A 17,453-nucleotide genomic window follows, 5' to 3' on the forward strand; every position below is an offset into this window, starting at 1 on the left:
TTTAAAACTGTAATTATGAATAGCAACGATTTAACTAAAGAATACACCAATGGAGAAGTGACCATTGTTTGGAAAAACGGCCTGTGCCAGCACGCTGCGGCTTGTGTAAAAAACAATCCTGAGGTTTTTAAACCGAAAGAGCAACCTTGGATTGTTGCTGAAAATTCGACTACTGAAAAAATTATAGAAACTATAAAAAAATGCCCTTCTGGAGCTTTAACCTATTATTTAAACAATGAAACAACCGCCTAAATGGAAATTTGCTGTGATGGTTTGGATAGCTATTTATCCTTCAATCACATTAGTTTCTCTTTTAATTGGAGACTGCATTAAATCTTTTCCGTTGCCTGTTAGAACCTTAATAATGACTGGAATTCTTGTTCCGTTAATGGTATTTGTATTACTGCCCTTATTGAGAAAATTATTAGGCAATTGGTTAACTAAATAAATTATAAACTATGAAAAAAATTATCGCTTTTGGCGCTTCGTCAAGTAAGACTTCTATCAACAAACAATTAGCAACTTATGTAGCTAATCAATTTCAAGATGCTACTGTAGAAATTTTGGATTTAAACGACTTCGAAATGCCTATTTTCTCTACTGATAGAGAGGCTGCATCAGGCATTCCGCAATTGGCTCATGATTTTTATGCTAAATTAGGAACGGCAGATGTTATCGTAATTTCGTTTGCGGAACATAATGGTGTTTATTCGACTGCTTTCAAAAATATTTTCGATTGGACTTCAAGAATTAACGCCAAAACTTTTCAGGAAAAGGATGTACTTTTACTTGCGACTTCTCCTGGACCTCGTGGTGCAAGTACGGTTTTGGAAACTGCAAACAATCGTTTTCCTTTTCAAGGTGCGGTAGTAAAAGGTAGTTTTTCACTACCAAGTTTTTATGACCATTTCGATAGCGAAAAAGGAATCACAAATGAAGATTTAAAAAATCAATTATTAGAAATCATCCAATCGATTTAACAAAAAAACGCCTGAAAATTTTCAGGCGTTTTTTTTATTTTGCTTTTTTCTTCATTGTTGTGTTTTCAAATGTTGTCACATCAATGACTTCTTCGTTGTCAATATCAAAAGAAATTTTAATACTATCACCCACAATTGTTATGGGCAACTGATTGGATATTTGCGATGAACCTACAAAAATATTCGGATAATCTTTGGTTGTAAAATAATAAAAGCTGTTTCCATTTTTTACATCATTGGTTATTCTTGTAATTATAGAACTCAGTTGTTTTTTGTTGGTCAAACTGGAAGCACTCAATTTATTTCCGGTCATATTATAAGCGCCTTTGAAAGAAGTCAAGGCTTCTCTCATTGAATTTCCGACACCTACAATAGTGTAATCGCTAATGGCTACCATCGCATACATTTTCACCAATCCGCCATCATCTTTTAAAGTCATCACATAAGTCGGAATTGAATTGATGTTATAAGGAATTGGTAACGATGATTTGTATCCTTTCTCTTGTACTTTTCCTTCTGCTGACCCTTGTGCTGCAAATTCTGTTGCGCCACTTTGCTTGTAAAAAGTAGTTTCTTTGGTTCGGGTATCGACTAAAACAAAACCCACAGCCGATTCATCCTTCCCTACAGAAGTTAAACCGGTGTACCAATAGGATTTATTGTCTTTTCCGTAAACCAAAGTTAACCCTTCTGTAATTTGCAATTTATTAGCATTAGAAAAATTCCAATAGCCATTTACATATTTGCCCCAATCGTTGAGTTGTTCTTCAATAAAATTTATAGGTTGCACTCTATCTACCCATTTTGGAGCATCTGCAATTTTGAATTCAGTCATTGTTCCGGTTTGCGCATCAACCACTACAATTCCGGTTGCATCGTTTCCTGCAAAACCAACTTTTTTATCATAAACTGTTGCTACCCAAAATGGTTTTCCGGCATCATCGATTTCAAAAGTATAATCGGTTACACCCACTGTTGCATATCCGTTTAAATATAAATATCTTTCAATTTGACTTCCAAAAAAAGCTTCCGTTTGGTACTTAATTTTGATGTCTTTTCCTCCAATATTCTGAACTAATTTCACATCACGTTCGTTAGTTGCAGAAACCATAACATAACCCGCAGTTCCTTCTTGATTGTTCCACCATTTAAAAAAACCAGAATGTAATAAAGGCGCTACCCAGTATAAATCATTACCCACTTTTTGAATACAAAAGTGCCCTAATTCGACTTGACTTCCTAAAGCCGGTTGTGACCCAAGAATTTTTTCACCTAATAAATAAGCCAAATCTTCATCTACTACACGTATTTCATCAATTGAAATTGGTTCGATATGATTAGCAATCGATTTGCCATCGGCTACACTACCAATTAAATTTTTATACGATTGACTTCTAAACATAGGAAGGCTTGTGCATAGCGGAAAAACTACAATATAAAACAACAGCAGACCAACAATGATATAATAAATCTTGCTAGGCTTTTTAAGGATTTTAACTTGTTTCCCATCATTAGAAACAGAAATTCCGGTTGCCAAAAGTAACGCTGTAAAAGTTATGATCAATAGTATGATAGGCAAACTGATAAAACCATAATTAATAACAGGCATACCAAAATAAAAGCATAAAAAAGCAATGATACTAAGTAGGATACTAACTTTAATTTTTTTCATAATTGGGTAGGTTTTTGTTCTTTGATTAGACGCAAATGTTAAAATAAAGTTACACCATTTAAATAAAATAGTATTTTTGCTAAAGTTTTGGGTACTTTTTTTAAACCCATAAACTTTTTAAACTTTTAAACTACATTTATGAAAGCATACGTATTTCCGGGTCAAGGCGCACAATTTACAGGAATGGGTAAAGAATTATATGACAACTCACCGTTAGCAAAAGATTTATTTGAAAAAGCCAACGAAATTTTAGGCTTTAGAATTACAGACATTATGTTTGAAGGAACCGCTGAAGCATTAAAAGAAACCAAAGTAACGCAACCTGCAGTTTTTTTACATTCGGTTATTTTAGCGAAAACATTGGAAGATTTTAAGCCTGAAATGGTCGCTGGACATTCATTAGGAGAATTTTCTGCTTTAGTTGCTAATGGCACTTTATCTTTTGAAGACGGCTTAAAATTGGTTGCACAACGTGCTTTAGCGATGCAAAAAGCTTGTGAAATTACTCCATCAACGATGGCAGCTGTTTTAAATTTGGATGATGCAATCGTAGAGGCTATTTGCGCTTCGATTGATGGTGTTGTTGTGGCTGCTAATTATAATTGTCCGGGACAATTAGTGATTTCAGGAGAATACAAAGCGGTAGAATTGGCTTGCGAAAAAATGAAAGAAGCTGGAGCAAAACGAGCTTTAATTTTGCCTGTTGGCGGTGCCTTTCACTCGCCGATGATGGAACCTGCTAGAGAAGAATTAGCAGCAGCAATTGAAGCAACAACCTTCTCAACTCCGATTTGTCCGGTTTATCAAAATGTGACTGCAAGTGCCGTTTCAGATGCTGATGAGATTAAGAAAAACCTAATCATTCAATTAACCGCTCCAGTAAGATGGACACAATCGGTACAACAAATGATTAAAGATGGCGCCACAAGTTTCACTGAAGTTGGCCCAGGAAAAGTATTGGTTGGATTAGTTGGTAAAATTGACAAAGAAGTAGCAACGCATTCGGCGTAATTCAGTTTTCAATATGTAGATTTCAAATGAGAATTCCATAGTTGTTGTCATTCCGCAGGAATCTCACAAGAAAATCCTAAAATAAACATTGTATAATAAAACTCCGAAAACCCATCGGAGTTTTTTTATTTCATCATCTTACGAATCTAAGAATCCAACATTCTAAAAATCCAAAAATCTGAACTATCTTTGTTACAAGAATGTTTATTATATGATTTCTACTTTAAGAACAGTAAACGTAACCCGATACATCACGCCATTGCGTGAAGGCGGATCGCTTCCTGCTTTGGCCGAAGCCGATGATGATTTTAAATATGTTTTAAAATTTCGCGGTGCTGGTCACGGTGTGAAGGCCTTGATTGCTGAGTTTCTTGGCGGTCAAATTGCGAAATTTCTTGGTTTGCCCATTCCGGAATTGGTTTTTGCGCATCTAGATGAAGCCTTTGGACGTACCGAAGCCGATGAAGAAATTCAGGATTTATTGCAGTTTAGTCAAGGTTTGAATTTGGGTTTGCATTACTTATCGGGTTCCATCACTTATGACGCTGCTGCGAATGATTGTGAAGCGTTGCTTGCTTCTAAAATTGTTTGGTTTGACGCATTTATTACTAATGTTGACCGCACTTTTAGAAATACCAACTTATTGCTTTGGAACAAGGAACTTTGGCTGATTGATCACGGCGCTGCCTTCTATTTTCATCATAGTTGGGACAATTGGAACGCTAATTCGCTTACTCCTTTTTCCTTAATAAAAGATCACGTATTGTTGTCGAAAGCCAACAAATTGGAAGAAGCACATTTAAAATTTACTTCACAATTAAACGATTCGATCTTAAAAGAAATTGTAAATCAAATTCCCGACGACTGGTTGCAATGGGAAAATGGTGCTATTGCTCCAGAAGAAATAAAAGAAGTTTATTTTCAATTTTTATCGATTAGGTTGGCCAACGCTAACATATTTTTAAAACAAGCTCAAGATGCACGAAAAACACTTATATGAGTACGCCGTACTTCGTGTTGTGCCAAAAGTAGAGCGCGAAGAATTTCTTAACATTGGATTATTGCTTTTTTGTAAACGTCAAAAATATTTACGAATTGAATATCACGCCGTTCCTGAAAAAATAAAATCTCTATGTACAGATTTTGATTACGACCAATTGCTTCAAAACTTAGAATCTTTTGTAAGTATTGGAAACGGCGATAAGAATGCTGGACCTATTGCAACCTTTGACATTGCAGAGCGCTTTCGATGGTTAACAGCCGTAAAAAGTTCTAGCATTCAAACTTCACGACCACATACTGGATTGAGTTTAGATTTGAATGCAACCTTTGCGAAACTTTATGCTGAATTAGTTTTATAAAACCCATTATATGAATAAAATACTTGCTTTATTTGAAAAAATAAATGATGTAAAAGTAATTGATGCTTCAATTGATTATACGGATTATGTAGCGATAGATTTGTCTACTACCAATGAAGGTTTGTCACTTTTGAATTTAACCGATGCCAATGCCTTTGAACATTATATTGAAGAATATCTTGCAAAAAAGAATGCGAAGGTGGCTTATGGTGGCTATTTAGAAAATAGAAATCTTTACAAAAGAAGTACGGTTTTCAATTCTGATAAATCGGAGGAGCGAAATATCCATATCGGTTTGGATTTGTGGATTAAAGCGGGCACATCTGTTCTCGCCGCTTTGGATGGAACGATTCATAGTTTTCAAAACAATACCTCACTTGGCGATTATGGACCAACTATTATTTTAGAACATCAAGTAGAAGAAATTACTTTTTATACTTTATACGGACATTTAAGTTTGGATAGTTTATCTGGCAAACAAGTTGGTGCAAAAGTAACCAAAGGAGATGTTATTGCAACTTTAGGTTCGGCGCCAATCAATGGTGATTATGCGCCACATTTGCATTTTCAAATTATAATAGATCTTGAAGGAAAAACAGGTGATTATGCAGGAGTAAGTTCGACAAATACTTTAGAATTCTATAAAAGCAATTGTCCTGATCCAAATGAATTATTAAAAATTTATTAGTTTTGAGAATATAACATTATGTTTTACTGTATTACTGATTTAGTATAGTACGGAAAATCCTACTGCGTCAACCTATTAGCTGTAAGTTTTAGTTCGATTGACAACAAAAAGAAAGCACAGCAAAACCATTTGCGTATAAAAATTTTTAAATGAAACTTCATCAATATCTTTTGCTCTTAATTTCTTTCTTCTCTTTTTCGCAGGGAAGTTATAACCTTGAAGTAAAATTTAAAACTGAAATCACAGCATTTGATTTTAATTCTGAATTAGAAAATCAAAAAAACAGATATGGTAATGGTTTAAAAATAAATTATCTAGGTAATGGGAATTTCGTTAGAAGTTATTTGAATAGTGGAAAAAAAGGCAACAAGTCACAATCTTACAATAACTTAACTGGACAATTAATTATAAGCTATAATGATTCTCTTGCAGTTGATACGTTGGATGTAAAACATAACACCATCCAATTAATTTATAAAAGAGAGATTGCAAGTGAATCTATTTTAAAATTAAAATGCAAGTGCCTTGTATATAGTGGCATATTTAAACAACAAATACCAGTAAAAATTACTTATTGTTATAGTGAAGATGCTCCTTTTATAGACGGAACACTATTCAATAATCATAATGATTTTTTCTTAGCTGATTTTTATAAAAGCACCAATAGGCCTTATTTAAAATTTTTAATGGAGACCTCCGACTTTAATTTGACTTTTACCGCAGTAGAAATTAAGAAAATACCATTTTAAAACTATAACATACTATTATTAATAATTAAATTATGAAAAAAATAATTTTATCTGTAGCAGTTGCCGCATTGCTACTTTCTTGCAAAGAAGAAACCAAAGCCAAAGTAAAAGAAGCATCGAAAGCTGTTGGCGCTGATTTAAAACAAGCGGCTGATTCAGCAAAAGTAAAGGCCAAAAAAGTTTTGGATTCTTCTAAAGTTGGAGAAAAAGCAAAAGCTTTGATTGCTAAAGGAGCAGAAAAAGTTGAAAAAGGTGCTAAGCAAGTTCAAGAAGCCACAAAAAAATAATTATTCGTATTTTTTTAATCTTTGGCATTTAATTTGTATACTTGTTATTGTTATTAATTTTAATCTTTAAAAAAATGAAAAAAACAATTTTAGCTTTAGCATTTATGGCTGTAGCATTAGTGTCTTGCGCAGACAAAACAAAAGAAAAAATCGACGAAGCTGGTGACGCTGTTGGAACAGAAATGGAACAAAGAGTTGACACTTTAGCCGATAAAGCAGGTGAAGCTGTTGACACTACTCAAGCTAAAGCAGGTGAAGCTCTTGAAGAAGGTGCTGAAAAACTTGACGAAGCTGGGAAAGAGCTGAAAGAAGCTGCTAAGAAGTAAAAAAAGAAAATCCTCATAAAATTATGAGGATTTTTTATTTCAATAAAGATGGTAGTTAGCTTCTAATTTTTTGTTCCCATTTCCATGCGCTTTCCAAACTTTCTTCTAAAGTAGATTGTGCCTTCCAACCTAAAACATTATTGGCCTTATCTGTATTGGCATAAGCCGCCGTAATATCACCTTCTCTTCTACCTACAATTTGATAGTTTAATTTTTGACCCGATACTTTTTCGAAGGCTGTAATTACTTCTAATACCGAACTTCCTGTACCTGTTCCTAGATTAAATGTTTCTACTTTTTCTAGGTTTTGTTTCTTTAACAAACGTTGCATTGCAATTACGTGTGCTTTAGCCAAATCAACTACGTGAATATAATCACGAACAGCTGTCCCGTCAGTAGTTGGATAATCATTTCCATAAACCGATAATTTTTCTCGCATTCCAATAGCGGTTTGTGTTATAAATGGCACTAAATTTTGCGGGATTCCTAATGGTAATTCTCCAATTTCAGCTGAAGGATGTGACCCAATTGGATTGAAATATCTTAGTAAAATAGCATTAATAGTAGTTACTTTGGCCACATCAGCAATGATTTCTTCACCAATTTGTTTTGTGTTTCCATAAGGTGACGCTGCCGGTTGAACAGAGGCATTTTCGGTAATAGGCATCATTTCGGCTTGACCGTAAACCGTGCAAGACGAACTAAAAATAAAGTTTGCATTAGGCAAGTTTTTCAATTCTTGCAGTACATAAACCAAAGCATTGATGTTGTTTTCATAATATAAAAGCGGATTTTCAACACTTTCGCCTACAGCTTTTGAGGCTGCAAAATGAATCACACCAGCAACATCATTGTGTTTTTTGAAGAAATTTTGAACTGATGCTTTATCGCGTAAATCCATTTTTTCAAAAATTGGTTTTTTGCCTGTGATATTGAAAATTCCGTCCAGAACACTTTCTGATGAATTGGATAAATTATCAATAGCCACCACTTCAAAACCCTCGTTTTGTAATTCAACAACGGTATGCGAACCTATAAAACCTAAACCTCCTGTTACTACTATTTTCATTTTTTTGAGATAATAGAAAAAAGAAGCAAGAGAAAAGACAACAATAAATCTTGCTTCTTTACTCTTGTGTCTATTTTCTTATTTTAAATATTCTAAAACTGTATCTGTTATAAATTTGATTTGCTCGTCGTCTAATTCGGTGTGCATTGGTAACGCAATTACTTCCTTACATAACTGATTCGTTACTGGGAAATCTTCTTCTTTGTATCTTGCATCGGCATAGGCCTTTTGACTGTGTAACGGAATTGGGTAATAAATTGCGCATGGAATTCCTTTTTCTTGCAAATGCGCTAACAATCCGTCGCGTTTTCCGTTGGTAATTCTAATGACATATTGATGAAAAACGTGGCAATCGCAAGTTTCGCAAATAAATGGCGCCCAAATATTTGGATTTACACTTAATGCCACACTGTATTTTCTAGCAGCATCTTGACGTGCTTTATTGTAAGTATCTAAATGTGGTAATTTCGCTTTTAAAACTCCAGCTTGAATACTATCTAAACGTGAGTTCACTCCTACTACATCGTGGTGGTATCTTTCATACATTCCGTGATTTACAATACCGCGTAATTTATGAGCCAACTCATCGTTGTTAGTAAAAATCGCTCCACCATCGCCATAACATCCTAAATTTTTAGAAGGAAAAAAAGAAGTTGCTCCAACGTGACCAATAGTTCCCACTTTCTTTTTAGAACCATCGTTCGATTTAAAATCGGCTCCAATGGCTTGTGCATTATCTTCAATTACATAAAGGTTATGCTCGTTTGCAATTTCCATAATCGCGTCCATATTAGCCGCACGACCAAACAAATGAACTGGAACAATCGCCTTAGTTCGTGGTGTAATTGCTTTACGAATTCTGTCAAGCGAAATATTCATATTATTCCTATCAACATCTACTAAAACCGGAGTTAATTGCAACAAAGCAATCACTTCAACCGTTGCAGCAAACGTAAAATCGGCTGTGATTACTTCATCACCAGGTTTCAAATCCAATCCCATCATAGCAATTTGCAACGCATCGGTTCCGTTTGCACAAGGAATTACGTGTTTCACACCCAAATACTCTTCTAAATCTTTCTGAAATTGATGAACCAAAGGTCCGTTTATATAGGTGTTATTTTCTAAAACATCTTGAATTGAAGCATTCACTTCCTCTTTTATTTTTTCGTATTGACCTTTCAAGTCAACCATTTGTAATTTCTTCATCTTAAAAAATTTGAAATACAAAAGTATAACATTTCTTATTATTTGGAGCGAATGGTTCGGGCTTTTTTTGGTTGCCATTTTCCTGCTTTCCGTTCCAATCTTTTTCTTTTGTTGCCTTCGAGTGCCTCAGGCAACAAAAGAAAAAAATTTCCTCTCCAATCAGGGCTAGTTAGTATTTGTCTTTTGCAAAATCAGATTTTCAAAAGAAATTTAGTTGTGAAAATCCGTTTAATCTGTAAAATCTGAGGCAAAAAATCTTATTTTTACCCAACTAAAAATCAACAATGCTTTTTCTATACAATTTAATTATAATTCTGGCTTCGCAAGTAGTAAAACTATTGGCACTTTTTAATCCGAAAATGAAACTTTTTGTTGAAGGTCGAAAAGAAGTTTTTTCAATTTTACAAAGTAAAATCAGTTCAACCGACAAAACTATTTGGTTTCACGCTGCATCTTTAGGCGAATACGAGCAAGGTTTACCAGTAATTGAAAAAATAAAAATACAGTATCCAAACCATAAAATTTTAGTAACTTTCTTTTCTCCATCAGGTTATGAAGTTCGAAAAAACAATACGGTTGCTGATGCTACAGTTTATTTGCCATTAGACACAAAATCCAACGCACAAAAATTCATCAAAGCGATAAATCCAGAATTAGTTTTCTTTATTAAATATGAATATTGGCCTAACTATCTGAATGAATTAAAGAAACAAAACATCAAAACCTATTTAATATCAGGCATTTTCAGAGAAAAACAAGCTTTTTTTAAATGGTATGGCGGTTTTTACAGAAACGCATTAAAAACATTCGACTACTTTTTTGTACAAAACGAAAGTTCAAAAAAATTGATTCAATCTATTGGTTTCAACAACGTAAAAATTTCGGGTGATACGCGTTTTGACCGTGTAGTTTCCATTTTAGAACGAGATAATTCGTTAGATTTTATAGAACAATTCAAAGACAATAAAACTACAATCGTAATCGGTAGTTCGTGGCCAAAAGACGAAAATTTATTGGTGCATTACATTAATAATACATCCGATGATATAAAATTCATCATCGCGCCACACAATATCAAATCGGAACAAATTGCAAATCTGAAATCACAGATAACGAAATCAACGATTTTATTTTCCGAAAAAAATTATATTGATTTATCAAATTTCAATATTTTTATTATCGATACGATAGGAATCCTTACCAAAATTTATTCCTACGCTGACATTGCCTATGTTGGTGGCGGATTTGGAAATCCTGGTGTTCATAACATTTTGGAACCTGCAACTTTTGGTGTTCCGATTATTATTGGTCCGAATTATTCTCATTTTGCTGAAGCCATTGCTTTAGTTCATCAAGAAGGTTGTATTTCCATATCAAACCAAAACGAACTGAACGAAACCTTTGATAATTTAATTTCCAATGAAGATGTTCGTCACGAAAAAGGACATATTTGTGCCACTTTTGTGCAAATGAATAAAGGTGCAACGGAAGTTATTTTGAAACATATTGAAAATTCAAAAATCAAAAATCGTTAATCTTCAATCGTTAATCATTTGACCACTTTCCAACCTTTAGAACCTTCACAAATCGAAACCATCACCCAAATGATGCAAGATTTCTATGCAATAGACAATTATCCAATTGATATTGAAGTTTCAAAAAAACTATTTCAAGAGTTTATTTCAGATGAAAAGCTTGGAAAAGCCTGGTTGATTTATTCGGAGGATGAATTGGTTGGCTATATAATTCTGACTTTTGTTTTTAGTTTTGAATACCAAGGAAGAATTGCTTTTGTAGACGAACTTTACCTTAAAGAATCTGCTAGAGGAAAAGGAATTGGAGCCAAAACATTGCAATTCATAAAAGAACAAATCCCTAAATTATCGTTAAAATTGCTCTATCTTGAAGTAGAACATCACAATGAAAACGCACAAAAATTGTATCTTGCCAACGAATTTGAAATTCATAATCGCAAATTATTAAAATACAAACTACACTAACATATGAAATATTTTAAACTATTACTCTTATTATTTGTCCTTCAAACGCAAGCGCAACAAGGCGGAATGTGGATTCCATCGATGCTAAAAGGAATGAACGAAGGCGAAATGAAAACCTTGGGAATGAAAATTTCTGCGGAACAAATTTACTCTATTAACCAATCGAGTTTGAAAGATGCCGTTCCTCATTTTGATGGCGGTTGTACTGCTGAAGTCATTTCAGACAAAGGATTGATTTTGACTAATCACCATTGCGGTTTTGATAATATTCAAAGTCATTCTACAGTCGAGCACGACTATTTAACCAATGGTTTTTGGGCTTACAAAATGGACGAAGAATTACCAAACAAAGATTTGGAAGTAACTTTTGTAGTTAAAATTGAAGATGTAACTTCTAAAATAGTCGAAGGTACGGCTAGTTTAACTTCGGAAGCTGAGAAACAGAAGAAAATTCAACAAAACATTTCGGAATTAGTTAAAAACGCTCCGAAAGAAGCATGGCAAGAAAATCGCGTAAAAACATTTTACGACGGAAATCAATACCTATTATTTGTAGTAGAAAGCTATAAAGATGTGCGATTGGTTGGTGCGCCACCGAGTTCGATTGGAAAATTTGGTTCAGATACAGACAATTGGGTTTGGCCAAGACACACCGGAGATTTTTCTCTATTCAGAATTTATGCTGATAAAAACAATCGTCCGGCAGCTTATTCGAAAGACAATGTTCCTTACAAACCAAAACATTTCTTTCCAATATCTATCACAGGTTTAAAAGAAAACGATTTTACAATGGTTATGGGTTATCCTGGAAGAACTACTGAATATTTACCATCGGTAGCCGTTAATCAAATTGTTGAAACTTTAAATCCGGCAAAAGTTGAAGTTCGTGATGCGGCTTTAAAAGTGCAAGATCGTTTTATGAGAAAAGATCAAGCCATCAAAATTCAATATGCTGCTAAATATGCATCAGTTGCGAACTATTGGAAAAAATGGATGGGCGAAACCAAAGGTCTGAAAAAAGCCAATGCGGTTGCTGCCAAACAAAAATTTGAGAAAGACTTTCAGCAAAAAGTTGTAAAGGCAGGAAAACAAGCTGAATACGGAAATTTACTTGCCGATTTTGAAAAAAATTATATAGAAATTAAAGATTATGCTTTAGCACGTGATTATTTCACAGAAGTTGCTTTGAGAAACACCGAACTATTATCTGTCGGCTATAAATTATACCAATTAGAACAGATTTTAGCCACCAAAGGCGAGCAATCTTTTACCGATAGAAAAAACACTCTTGCAACCGGAATTAGTGATTTCTACAAAGATTACAATGCCGAAGTTGATAAAAATGTATTTGAGCAGCTAATCTATTTGTATGCAACCAAATCACCAAAACAATTTTTACCTGAAAGTTTGAATAACATCAATGCAGCGCAACTAACAAATGATGTGTTTACTTCTTCAAATCTAACCTCACTTGAAAAATTTAGATCCTTATTAGAAGGTGATTCTAAAACCGTTATAGAAAAGCTAAATGCAGATAAAGGTTACCAACTAATAAAATCAATGTCAGAGGCTTACTCTAAAAATGTTGCACCAAAATATGACGAGTTAAATTTGAAAAACATTGCTTTGCAACGAACTTATATGAAAGCCATTTTAGAGTTGAGTCCGAAATCGGCTCGCATTTTTCCTGATGCTAACAGTACGCTACGTGTAACTTATGGAAAAATAAAAGGATACAAACCGAATGATGCAGTATATTACGAGCCATTTACAACACTTGATGGAGTTATGGAAAAATATGTTCCAGGCGATTATGAATTTGATGTACCTCAAAAGTTAATTGATTTGTACAACACTAAAGATTACGGTATTTATGGCGAAAATGGCAAAATGCCTGTATGTTTTATTGCTACTAATCACACTACTGGAGGAAATTCTGGAAGTCCGGCCTTAGATAAAAATGGTAATTTAATTGGCTTGAATTTTGATAGAGTTTGGGAAGGAACTATGAGTGATGTTTATTATTCACCAGACATTTGTAGAAACATAATGGTTGATGCAAGATATCTATTATTTATCATAGATAAATTTGCTGGTGCAAAAAACATCATTAATGAGTTGAAAATCATACAACCAGCGAAGAAAAAATAATTTTTATATTTATTTGACTTTGGCACGAAATTTGTAAAGTAATAAATCGGATTTCAAAGTGAGAATTTTTAAAAAAAGTTAAATAAAAGTTTTTTCGATTAAAAAAATTTATATCTTTGCTCCGAATTAATAATTAACCTTTTATATTAAATTAAGATGAAAAAAGTATTTTTAAGTTTAGCTGTAATCGCTGCATTAACTGTAGTATCTTGTAAACAATCAGAAAACGCTGAAGCTCCTGCTGCTGATACAACTGCTGTTGAAGCTCCTGCTGATACAACTGCTGCTCCAGCTGATACAACTGCTGCTCCAGCTGATACAACTGCTGCTCCAGCTGAGGCTGCTGCTCCAGCTACTGAAGCTCCAGCTAAAAAATAATTAGAATTTAAATTCTAATTTTAAAAAATAAGCTCTGCATTGCAGAGCTTTTTTTTATGCCTTTATTTACAATCAATTTTTGGTGGTGTTACTTTTATTACCCAAACACCTCTTCTGCAGGAGGAAATATATCATCTTGATTGGAAAAATCTAATATTTCAGATTTATGGAGCGATCTTTGAATTTCGGCGATTCCTTTCTCCATTAATAATTGAGTTGTATACCTTCTACTAACTGCAATTTCTTTTTCTTCTAGAATTAGCTTAAAATAAAGCTTGCCATTTTTTGATTTGAACTTCATGAAGAACAAGCTTTCGACTGATTTTTTTAGCGCTTCAATTGCATCTTCACATTCAAAACGCAATTCAAAATCATTACTTACTAAAATCGTCTTACCTTTTCTTGAGGTAAATTCATATTTATAATAACCGTTAACTCTTTTGGTAATAACAAAGGTACCCATATCACTTCTAGCGGAATCTAATTAAAACAAAAAAAGCTCCAAACATTAGTTTGAAGCTTTTGTACTCAGAGCGGGACTTGAACCCGCACGAACATTGCTGTTCACTGGATTTTAAGTCCAGCGTGTCTACCAATTTCACCATCCGAGCATTATAGGTGGTAGAGCGAAAAACGGGGCTCGAACCCGCGACCTCGACCTTGGCAAGGTCGCGCTCTACCAACTGAGCTATTTTCGCATTATCAAATTTTGTTAGAGCAGCAATACTTGTTCCGTATTGCGGTTGCAAATGTAACACTTAAATTGAATTATACAAACGTTTTTTTGAAAAAAATTGCAACAAAAACATAACCTGCTGATAACCTAAAGATTAGTTTTTAAGCAACATTCGTTTTATTTCATTTAATTTCATTAATGCTTCTACTGGAGTAAGTGTATTGATGTCTAAACCTAAAATTTCTTCTTTTATTTCTTCCAACAATGGGTCGTCCATATTGAAAATGCTTAATTGCATTTGCTTCGCCAGTTCGCCTTTATGGCTCGAGTCATCTTTTGCTGATTTGATTCCGTTTAAAGCATCACCCGAATGGTCTTTTTCTAATTTCTTTAGTAATTTTTGTGCTTTTTGAATCACTGTTTGCGGCATTCCAGCCATTTTCGCCACGTGAATTCCAAAACTATGTGCGCTACCTCCTTTTACTAATTTTCTAATAAAAAGTACGTTATCTTTTAATTCTTTTACTGCAACATTAAAATTTTGAATTCTTGGCAACATTTCACTCATTTCATTTAATTCGTGATAATGGGTAGCAAAAAGTGTTTTTGGGCGTGCTGGATTCTCGTGCAAGAACTCCGCGATAGCCCAAGCAATCGAGATTCCGTCATAAGTACTTGTTCCACGTCCGATTTCGTCTAGCAATACTAAACTTCTGTCAGAAATATTATTTAAGATGGATGCCGTTTCATTCATTTCGACCATAAAAGTAGATTCGCCCATTGAGATATTATCGCTTGCTCCAACTCTAGTAAATATTTTATCCACAACTCCCATTCTAACCGACTCTGCTGGAACAAAACAACCCATTTGTGCTAGTAGTACAATTAAAGCCGTTTGACGCAAAATAGCCGATTTACCCGACATGTTTGGACCCGTTATCATTATTAGTTGTTGTTGTTCTCTATCTAAGTACACATCATTAGCAATATAAGGAACGCCAACTGGAAGTTGCTTTTCAATAACTGGATGACGACCATTGGTTATTTCTAACTCAAACGTATCATCTATAATCGGACAAACATAATTATTTTCTATGGCTAACTGCGTAAAGGAAGTCAAACAATCCAGCTGTGCTATTAAGTTAGCATTAAGCTGCACCGGTTTAATGTAAGTAGCAATCCAATTGATTAATTGTTCGAACAATTGCCCTTCTATTTGATGTATTTTATCTTCAGCTCCAAGAATTTTAGTTTCATATTCTTTAAGCTCCTCAGTAATATATCGTTCTGCATTAACAAGCGTTTGTTTTCTAATCCATTCTGTTGGAACTTTATCTTTGTGTGTATTTCTAACCTCAATATAATATCCGAAAACATTATTGAAAGCTATTTTGAGCGAAGAAATACCGGTAGCTTCTGATTCTCGTTTTTCGATTCCTTCTAAAAATTCTTTACCTGAAAAAGCTATGTTTCTTAATTCATCTAATTCAGCGTGCACACCCACTGCGATAGCATTTCCTTTAGAAATTGAAACTGGTGCTTCTTGATTTAATGTTGTAGCTATTTTTTCTCTAAGTAAATCGCAAGCGTGCAAACTATCGCCTATAACCCTAACCGCTTCTTGTTTGCTTTCTAAAGCTAGTTTTTTTATCGGAATTATGGCATCTAATGATTCTTTCAAATAAATTACTTCCCTTGGTGACACCTTTCCTGTTGCAATTTTAGAAATCAAACGTTCTAAATCGGAAATTTGCTTTATTTGGTATTGAATTTTTTGAAGAATTTCTTGATTCTCTTTTAAATAAGTAACCACTTCGTGGCGGCTTTTTATCTTGTTAACCTCTTTTAACGGTAATGCTAACCATCGTTTTAATAATCTTCCACCCATAGGCGAAAGCGTTTTATCGATTACATCTAAAAGTGTAACCGCATTGGGATTGTAACTGTGATAAAGCTCTAAGTTTCGTATTGTAAATCTATCCATCCAAACATAAGCATCTTCAGCAATTCTTTGGATATTGGTAATGTGTTGCACTCTGTTGTGCTGTGTTTCAGATAAGTAATATAAAATGGCACCTGATGCTATTATTCCATCTTGTAATTCTTCTATTCCATATCCTTTTAGCGAATTGGTTTGAAAGTGGTTGGTAAGAATTTCAAAAGCATAATCTTCCTTGTAAACCCAATCCTCTAGGTAAAACGTGTTAAAATCTTCACCAAAGCTGTTTTTGAATTGATTTTTGTTGCTTTTTTGAATTAAAATTTCGCTTGGACTAAAATTTTGAAGCAATTTATCGATGTATTCTTCATTGCCTTGTGAAGTAAGAAATTCGCCCGTTGAAACATCTAGAAACGCAACTCCTAATTGTTTCTTTCCAAAATAAATGGAGGCTAAAAAGTTATTCGACTTTGATTGCAAAACCTCATCATTCATTGACACACCTGGAGTTACTAACTCTGTAACACCGCGTTTAACAATAGTTTTGGTCATTTTTGGATCTTCCAGTTGATCACAAATTGCTACACGAAGACCAGCTTTAACTAATTTTGGTAAATAGGTATTAATCGAATGATGCGGAAATCCTGCCAAAGCCGTTTCGGTATCTGATCCTGCGCCACGTTTTGTAAGTGTGATGCCCAGAATTTTAGAAGCTCTAACAGCATCTTCACCGAAAGTTTCATAAAAATCACCAACTCTAAACAACAAACAAGCATCAGGATACTTCCTTTTGATTTCGTTGTACTGCTTCATTAATGGGGTTTCTTTCGGGCTTTTATCTTTAGCTGACAAGGGATAATTGTTTAAAATTTTAGCTTACGAATTTAATTATTTAATATTAAAATTCACCATTAACATTTCATTTAATAAAAATTTGAACTTCATTGTGATTGAAGA

General features: G+C 34.0%; 19 protein-coding genes and 2 tRNA genes. 14 read left to right on the forward strand and 7 right to left on the reverse strand.

From position 1 onward, the window contains the following. Window positions 1-15 precede the first annotated feature (15 nt). Genes Q0050_RS04490 through Q0050_RS04500 form a run of 3 tightly spaced genes read left to right on the forward strand, consistent with a single transcriptional unit; the run spans window position 16 to window position 980 of the window. Window positions 16-252 carry a (4Fe-4S)-binding protein gene (locus Q0050_RS04490; RefSeq protein ID WP_298392813.1) on the forward strand — a complete coding sequence of 79 codons (237 nt, stop codon included), beginning with the start codon at window positions 16-18 and terminating at the stop codon, window positions 250-252. Beyond that, window positions 236-448 carry a hypothetical protein gene (locus tag Q0050_RS04495; protein WP_298392814.1) on the forward strand — a complete coding sequence of 71 codons (213 nt, stop codon included), beginning with the start codon at window positions 236-238 and terminating at the stop codon, window positions 446-448. The genes Q0050_RS04490 and Q0050_RS04495 overlap by 17 nt, the downstream gene beginning before the upstream one ends. 10 nt (window positions 449-458) lie before the next feature. Continuing rightward, entirely contained in the window at window positions 459-980 is a 522-nt protein-coding gene (locus tag Q0050_RS04500; RefSeq protein ID WP_298392815.1) for an NADPH-dependent FMN reductase, read from the forward strand. A 34-nt stretch (window positions 981-1,014) separates the two neighbouring features. Here Q0050_RS04500 and Q0050_RS04505 read toward each other — a convergent pair whose 3' ends face one another. Continuing rightward, window positions 1,015-2,652, reverse strand: coding sequence for a hypothetical protein (locus tag Q0050_RS04505; RefSeq protein WP_298392816.1), 1,638 nt, complete (start codon window positions 2,650-2,652; stop codon window positions 1,015-1,017). A 138-nt stretch (window positions 2,653-2,790) separates the two neighbouring features. Here Q0050_RS04505 and fabD point away from each other — a divergent pair, with 138 nt between their 5' ends. The 7 genes from fabD to Q0050_RS04540 all read left to right on the forward strand — a co-directional run bounded on the left by fabD (window position 2,791) and on the right by Q0050_RS04540 (window position 7,074). Next, the gene (gene fabD / locus Q0050_RS04510) at window positions 2,791-3,663 is read left to right on the forward strand and encodes an ACP S-malonyltransferase (RefSeq protein WP_298392817.1); all 873 of its coding nucleotides are present in this window, start codon (window positions 2,791-2,793) and stop codon (window positions 3,661-3,663) included. Between the two features lie 211 nt (window positions 3,664-3,874). Further along, window positions 3,875-4,663, forward strand: coding sequence for a HipA family kinase (locus Q0050_RS04515; RefSeq protein ID WP_298392818.1), 789 nt, complete (start codon window positions 3,875-3,877; stop codon window positions 4,661-4,663). Beyond that, window positions 4,641-5,024, forward strand: a complete 384-nt coding sequence (locus tag Q0050_RS04520; protein WP_298392819.1) for a DUF3037 domain-containing protein — start codon at window positions 4,641-4,643, stop codon at window positions 5,022-5,024. The genes Q0050_RS04515 and Q0050_RS04520 overlap by 23 nt, the downstream gene beginning before the upstream one ends. A gap of 10 nt (window positions 5,025-5,034) precedes the next feature. Next, window positions 5,035-5,712 (forward strand): peptidoglycan DD-metalloendopeptidase family protein, encoded by a 678-nt coding sequence (locus Q0050_RS04525; RefSeq protein WP_298392820.1) that lies wholly within the window; start codon window positions 5,035-5,037, stop codon window positions 5,710-5,712. A 149-nt stretch (window positions 5,713-5,861) separates the two neighbouring features. Then, window positions 5,862-6,461 carry a hypothetical protein gene (locus Q0050_RS04530; protein ID WP_298392821.1) on the forward strand — a complete coding sequence of 200 codons (600 nt, stop codon included), beginning with the start codon at window positions 5,862-5,864 and terminating at the stop codon, window positions 6,459-6,461. A gap of 32 nt (window positions 6,462-6,493) precedes the next feature. Next, complete coding sequence (locus Q0050_RS04535) at window positions 6,494-6,748, forward strand: hypothetical protein (RefSeq protein ID WP_298392822.1); 255 nt, start codon at window positions 6,494-6,496, stop codon at window positions 6,746-6,748. Window positions 6,749-6,822: 74 nt separating this feature from the next. Further along, the gene (locus tag Q0050_RS04540) at window positions 6,823-7,074 is read left to right on the forward strand and encodes a hypothetical protein (RefSeq protein ID WP_298392823.1); all 252 of its coding nucleotides are present in this window, start codon (window positions 6,823-6,825) and stop codon (window positions 7,072-7,074) included. Window positions 7,075-7,129: 55 nt separating this feature from the next. On the opposite strand, the gene galE is transcribed toward Q0050_RS04540, so the two are convergent. Together galE and Q0050_RS04550 are read right to left on the reverse strand one after the other, a co-directional pair. Next, a complete protein-coding gene (gene galE, locus Q0050_RS04545; protein WP_298392824.1) occupies window positions 7,130-8,143 on the reverse strand; it encodes a UDP-glucose 4-epimerase GalE in 1,014 nt (337 codons plus the stop codon). Window positions 8,144-8,221: 78 nt separating this feature from the next. Further along, on the reverse strand, window positions 8,222-9,352 hold the full coding sequence (locus Q0050_RS04550) for a DegT/DnrJ/EryC1/StrS aminotransferase family protein (RefSeq protein ID WP_298392825.1): 1,131 nt from the start codon (window positions 9,350-9,352) through the stop codon (window positions 8,222-8,224). A 284-nt stretch (window positions 9,353-9,636) separates the two neighbouring features. Between Q0050_RS04550 and Q0050_RS04555 the strand changes: the two genes are divergently transcribed. From Q0050_RS04555 to Q0050_RS04570, 4 genes are all read left to right on the forward strand, one after another. After that, window positions 9,637-10,887, forward strand: coding sequence for a glycosyltransferase N-terminal domain-containing protein (locus tag Q0050_RS04555; RefSeq protein ID WP_298392826.1), 1,251 nt, complete (start codon window positions 9,637-9,639; stop codon window positions 10,885-10,887). A gap of 18 nt (window positions 10,888-10,905) precedes the next feature. Further along, window positions 10,906-11,352 carry an N-acetyltransferase gene (locus tag Q0050_RS04560; protein ID WP_298392827.1) on the forward strand — a complete coding sequence of 149 codons (447 nt, stop codon included), beginning with the start codon at window positions 10,906-10,908 and terminating at the stop codon, window positions 11,350-11,352. 3 nt (window positions 11,353-11,355) lie between these two features. Then, window positions 11,356-13,503, forward strand: coding sequence for a S46 family peptidase (locus tag Q0050_RS04565; RefSeq protein WP_298392828.1), 2,148 nt, complete (start codon window positions 11,356-11,358; stop codon window positions 13,501-13,503). Window positions 13,504-13,659: 156 nt separating this feature from the next. After that, window positions 13,660-13,881: a hypothetical protein gene (locus Q0050_RS04570; protein ID WP_298392829.1), complete on the forward strand. Its 222-nt coding sequence runs from the start codon at window positions 13,660-13,662 to the stop codon at window positions 13,879-13,881. A gap of 97 nt (window positions 13,882-13,978) precedes the next feature. Here Q0050_RS04570 and Q0050_RS04575 read toward each other — a convergent pair whose 3' ends face one another. From Q0050_RS04575 to mutS, 4 genes are all read right to left on the reverse strand, one after another. After that, on the reverse strand, window positions 13,979-14,344 hold the full coding sequence (locus tag Q0050_RS04575) for a DUF1508 domain-containing protein (protein ID WP_298392830.1): 366 nt from the start codon (window positions 14,342-14,344) through the stop codon (window positions 13,979-13,981). 62 nt (window positions 14,345-14,406) lie between these two features. Further along, window positions 14,407-14,492: transfer RNA gene (locus tag Q0050_RS04580), tRNA-Leu, on the reverse strand. Window positions 14,493-14,506: 14 nt separating this feature from the next. Next, window positions 14,507-14,579, reverse strand: a tRNA-Gly gene (locus tag Q0050_RS04585). 132 nt (window positions 14,580-14,711) lie between these two features. Continuing rightward, window positions 14,712-17,348: a DNA mismatch repair protein MutS gene (gene mutS, locus Q0050_RS04590; RefSeq protein ID WP_298392831.1), complete on the reverse strand. Its 2,637-nt coding sequence runs from the start codon at window positions 17,346-17,348 to the stop codon at window positions 14,712-14,714. Window positions 17,349-17,453: the final 105 nt, after the last annotated feature.

It is taken from the genome of Flavobacterium sp. (assembly GCF_027483985.1).
Lineage (GTDB): Bacteria > Bacteroidota > Bacteroidia > Flavobacteriales > Flavobacteriaceae > Flavobacterium.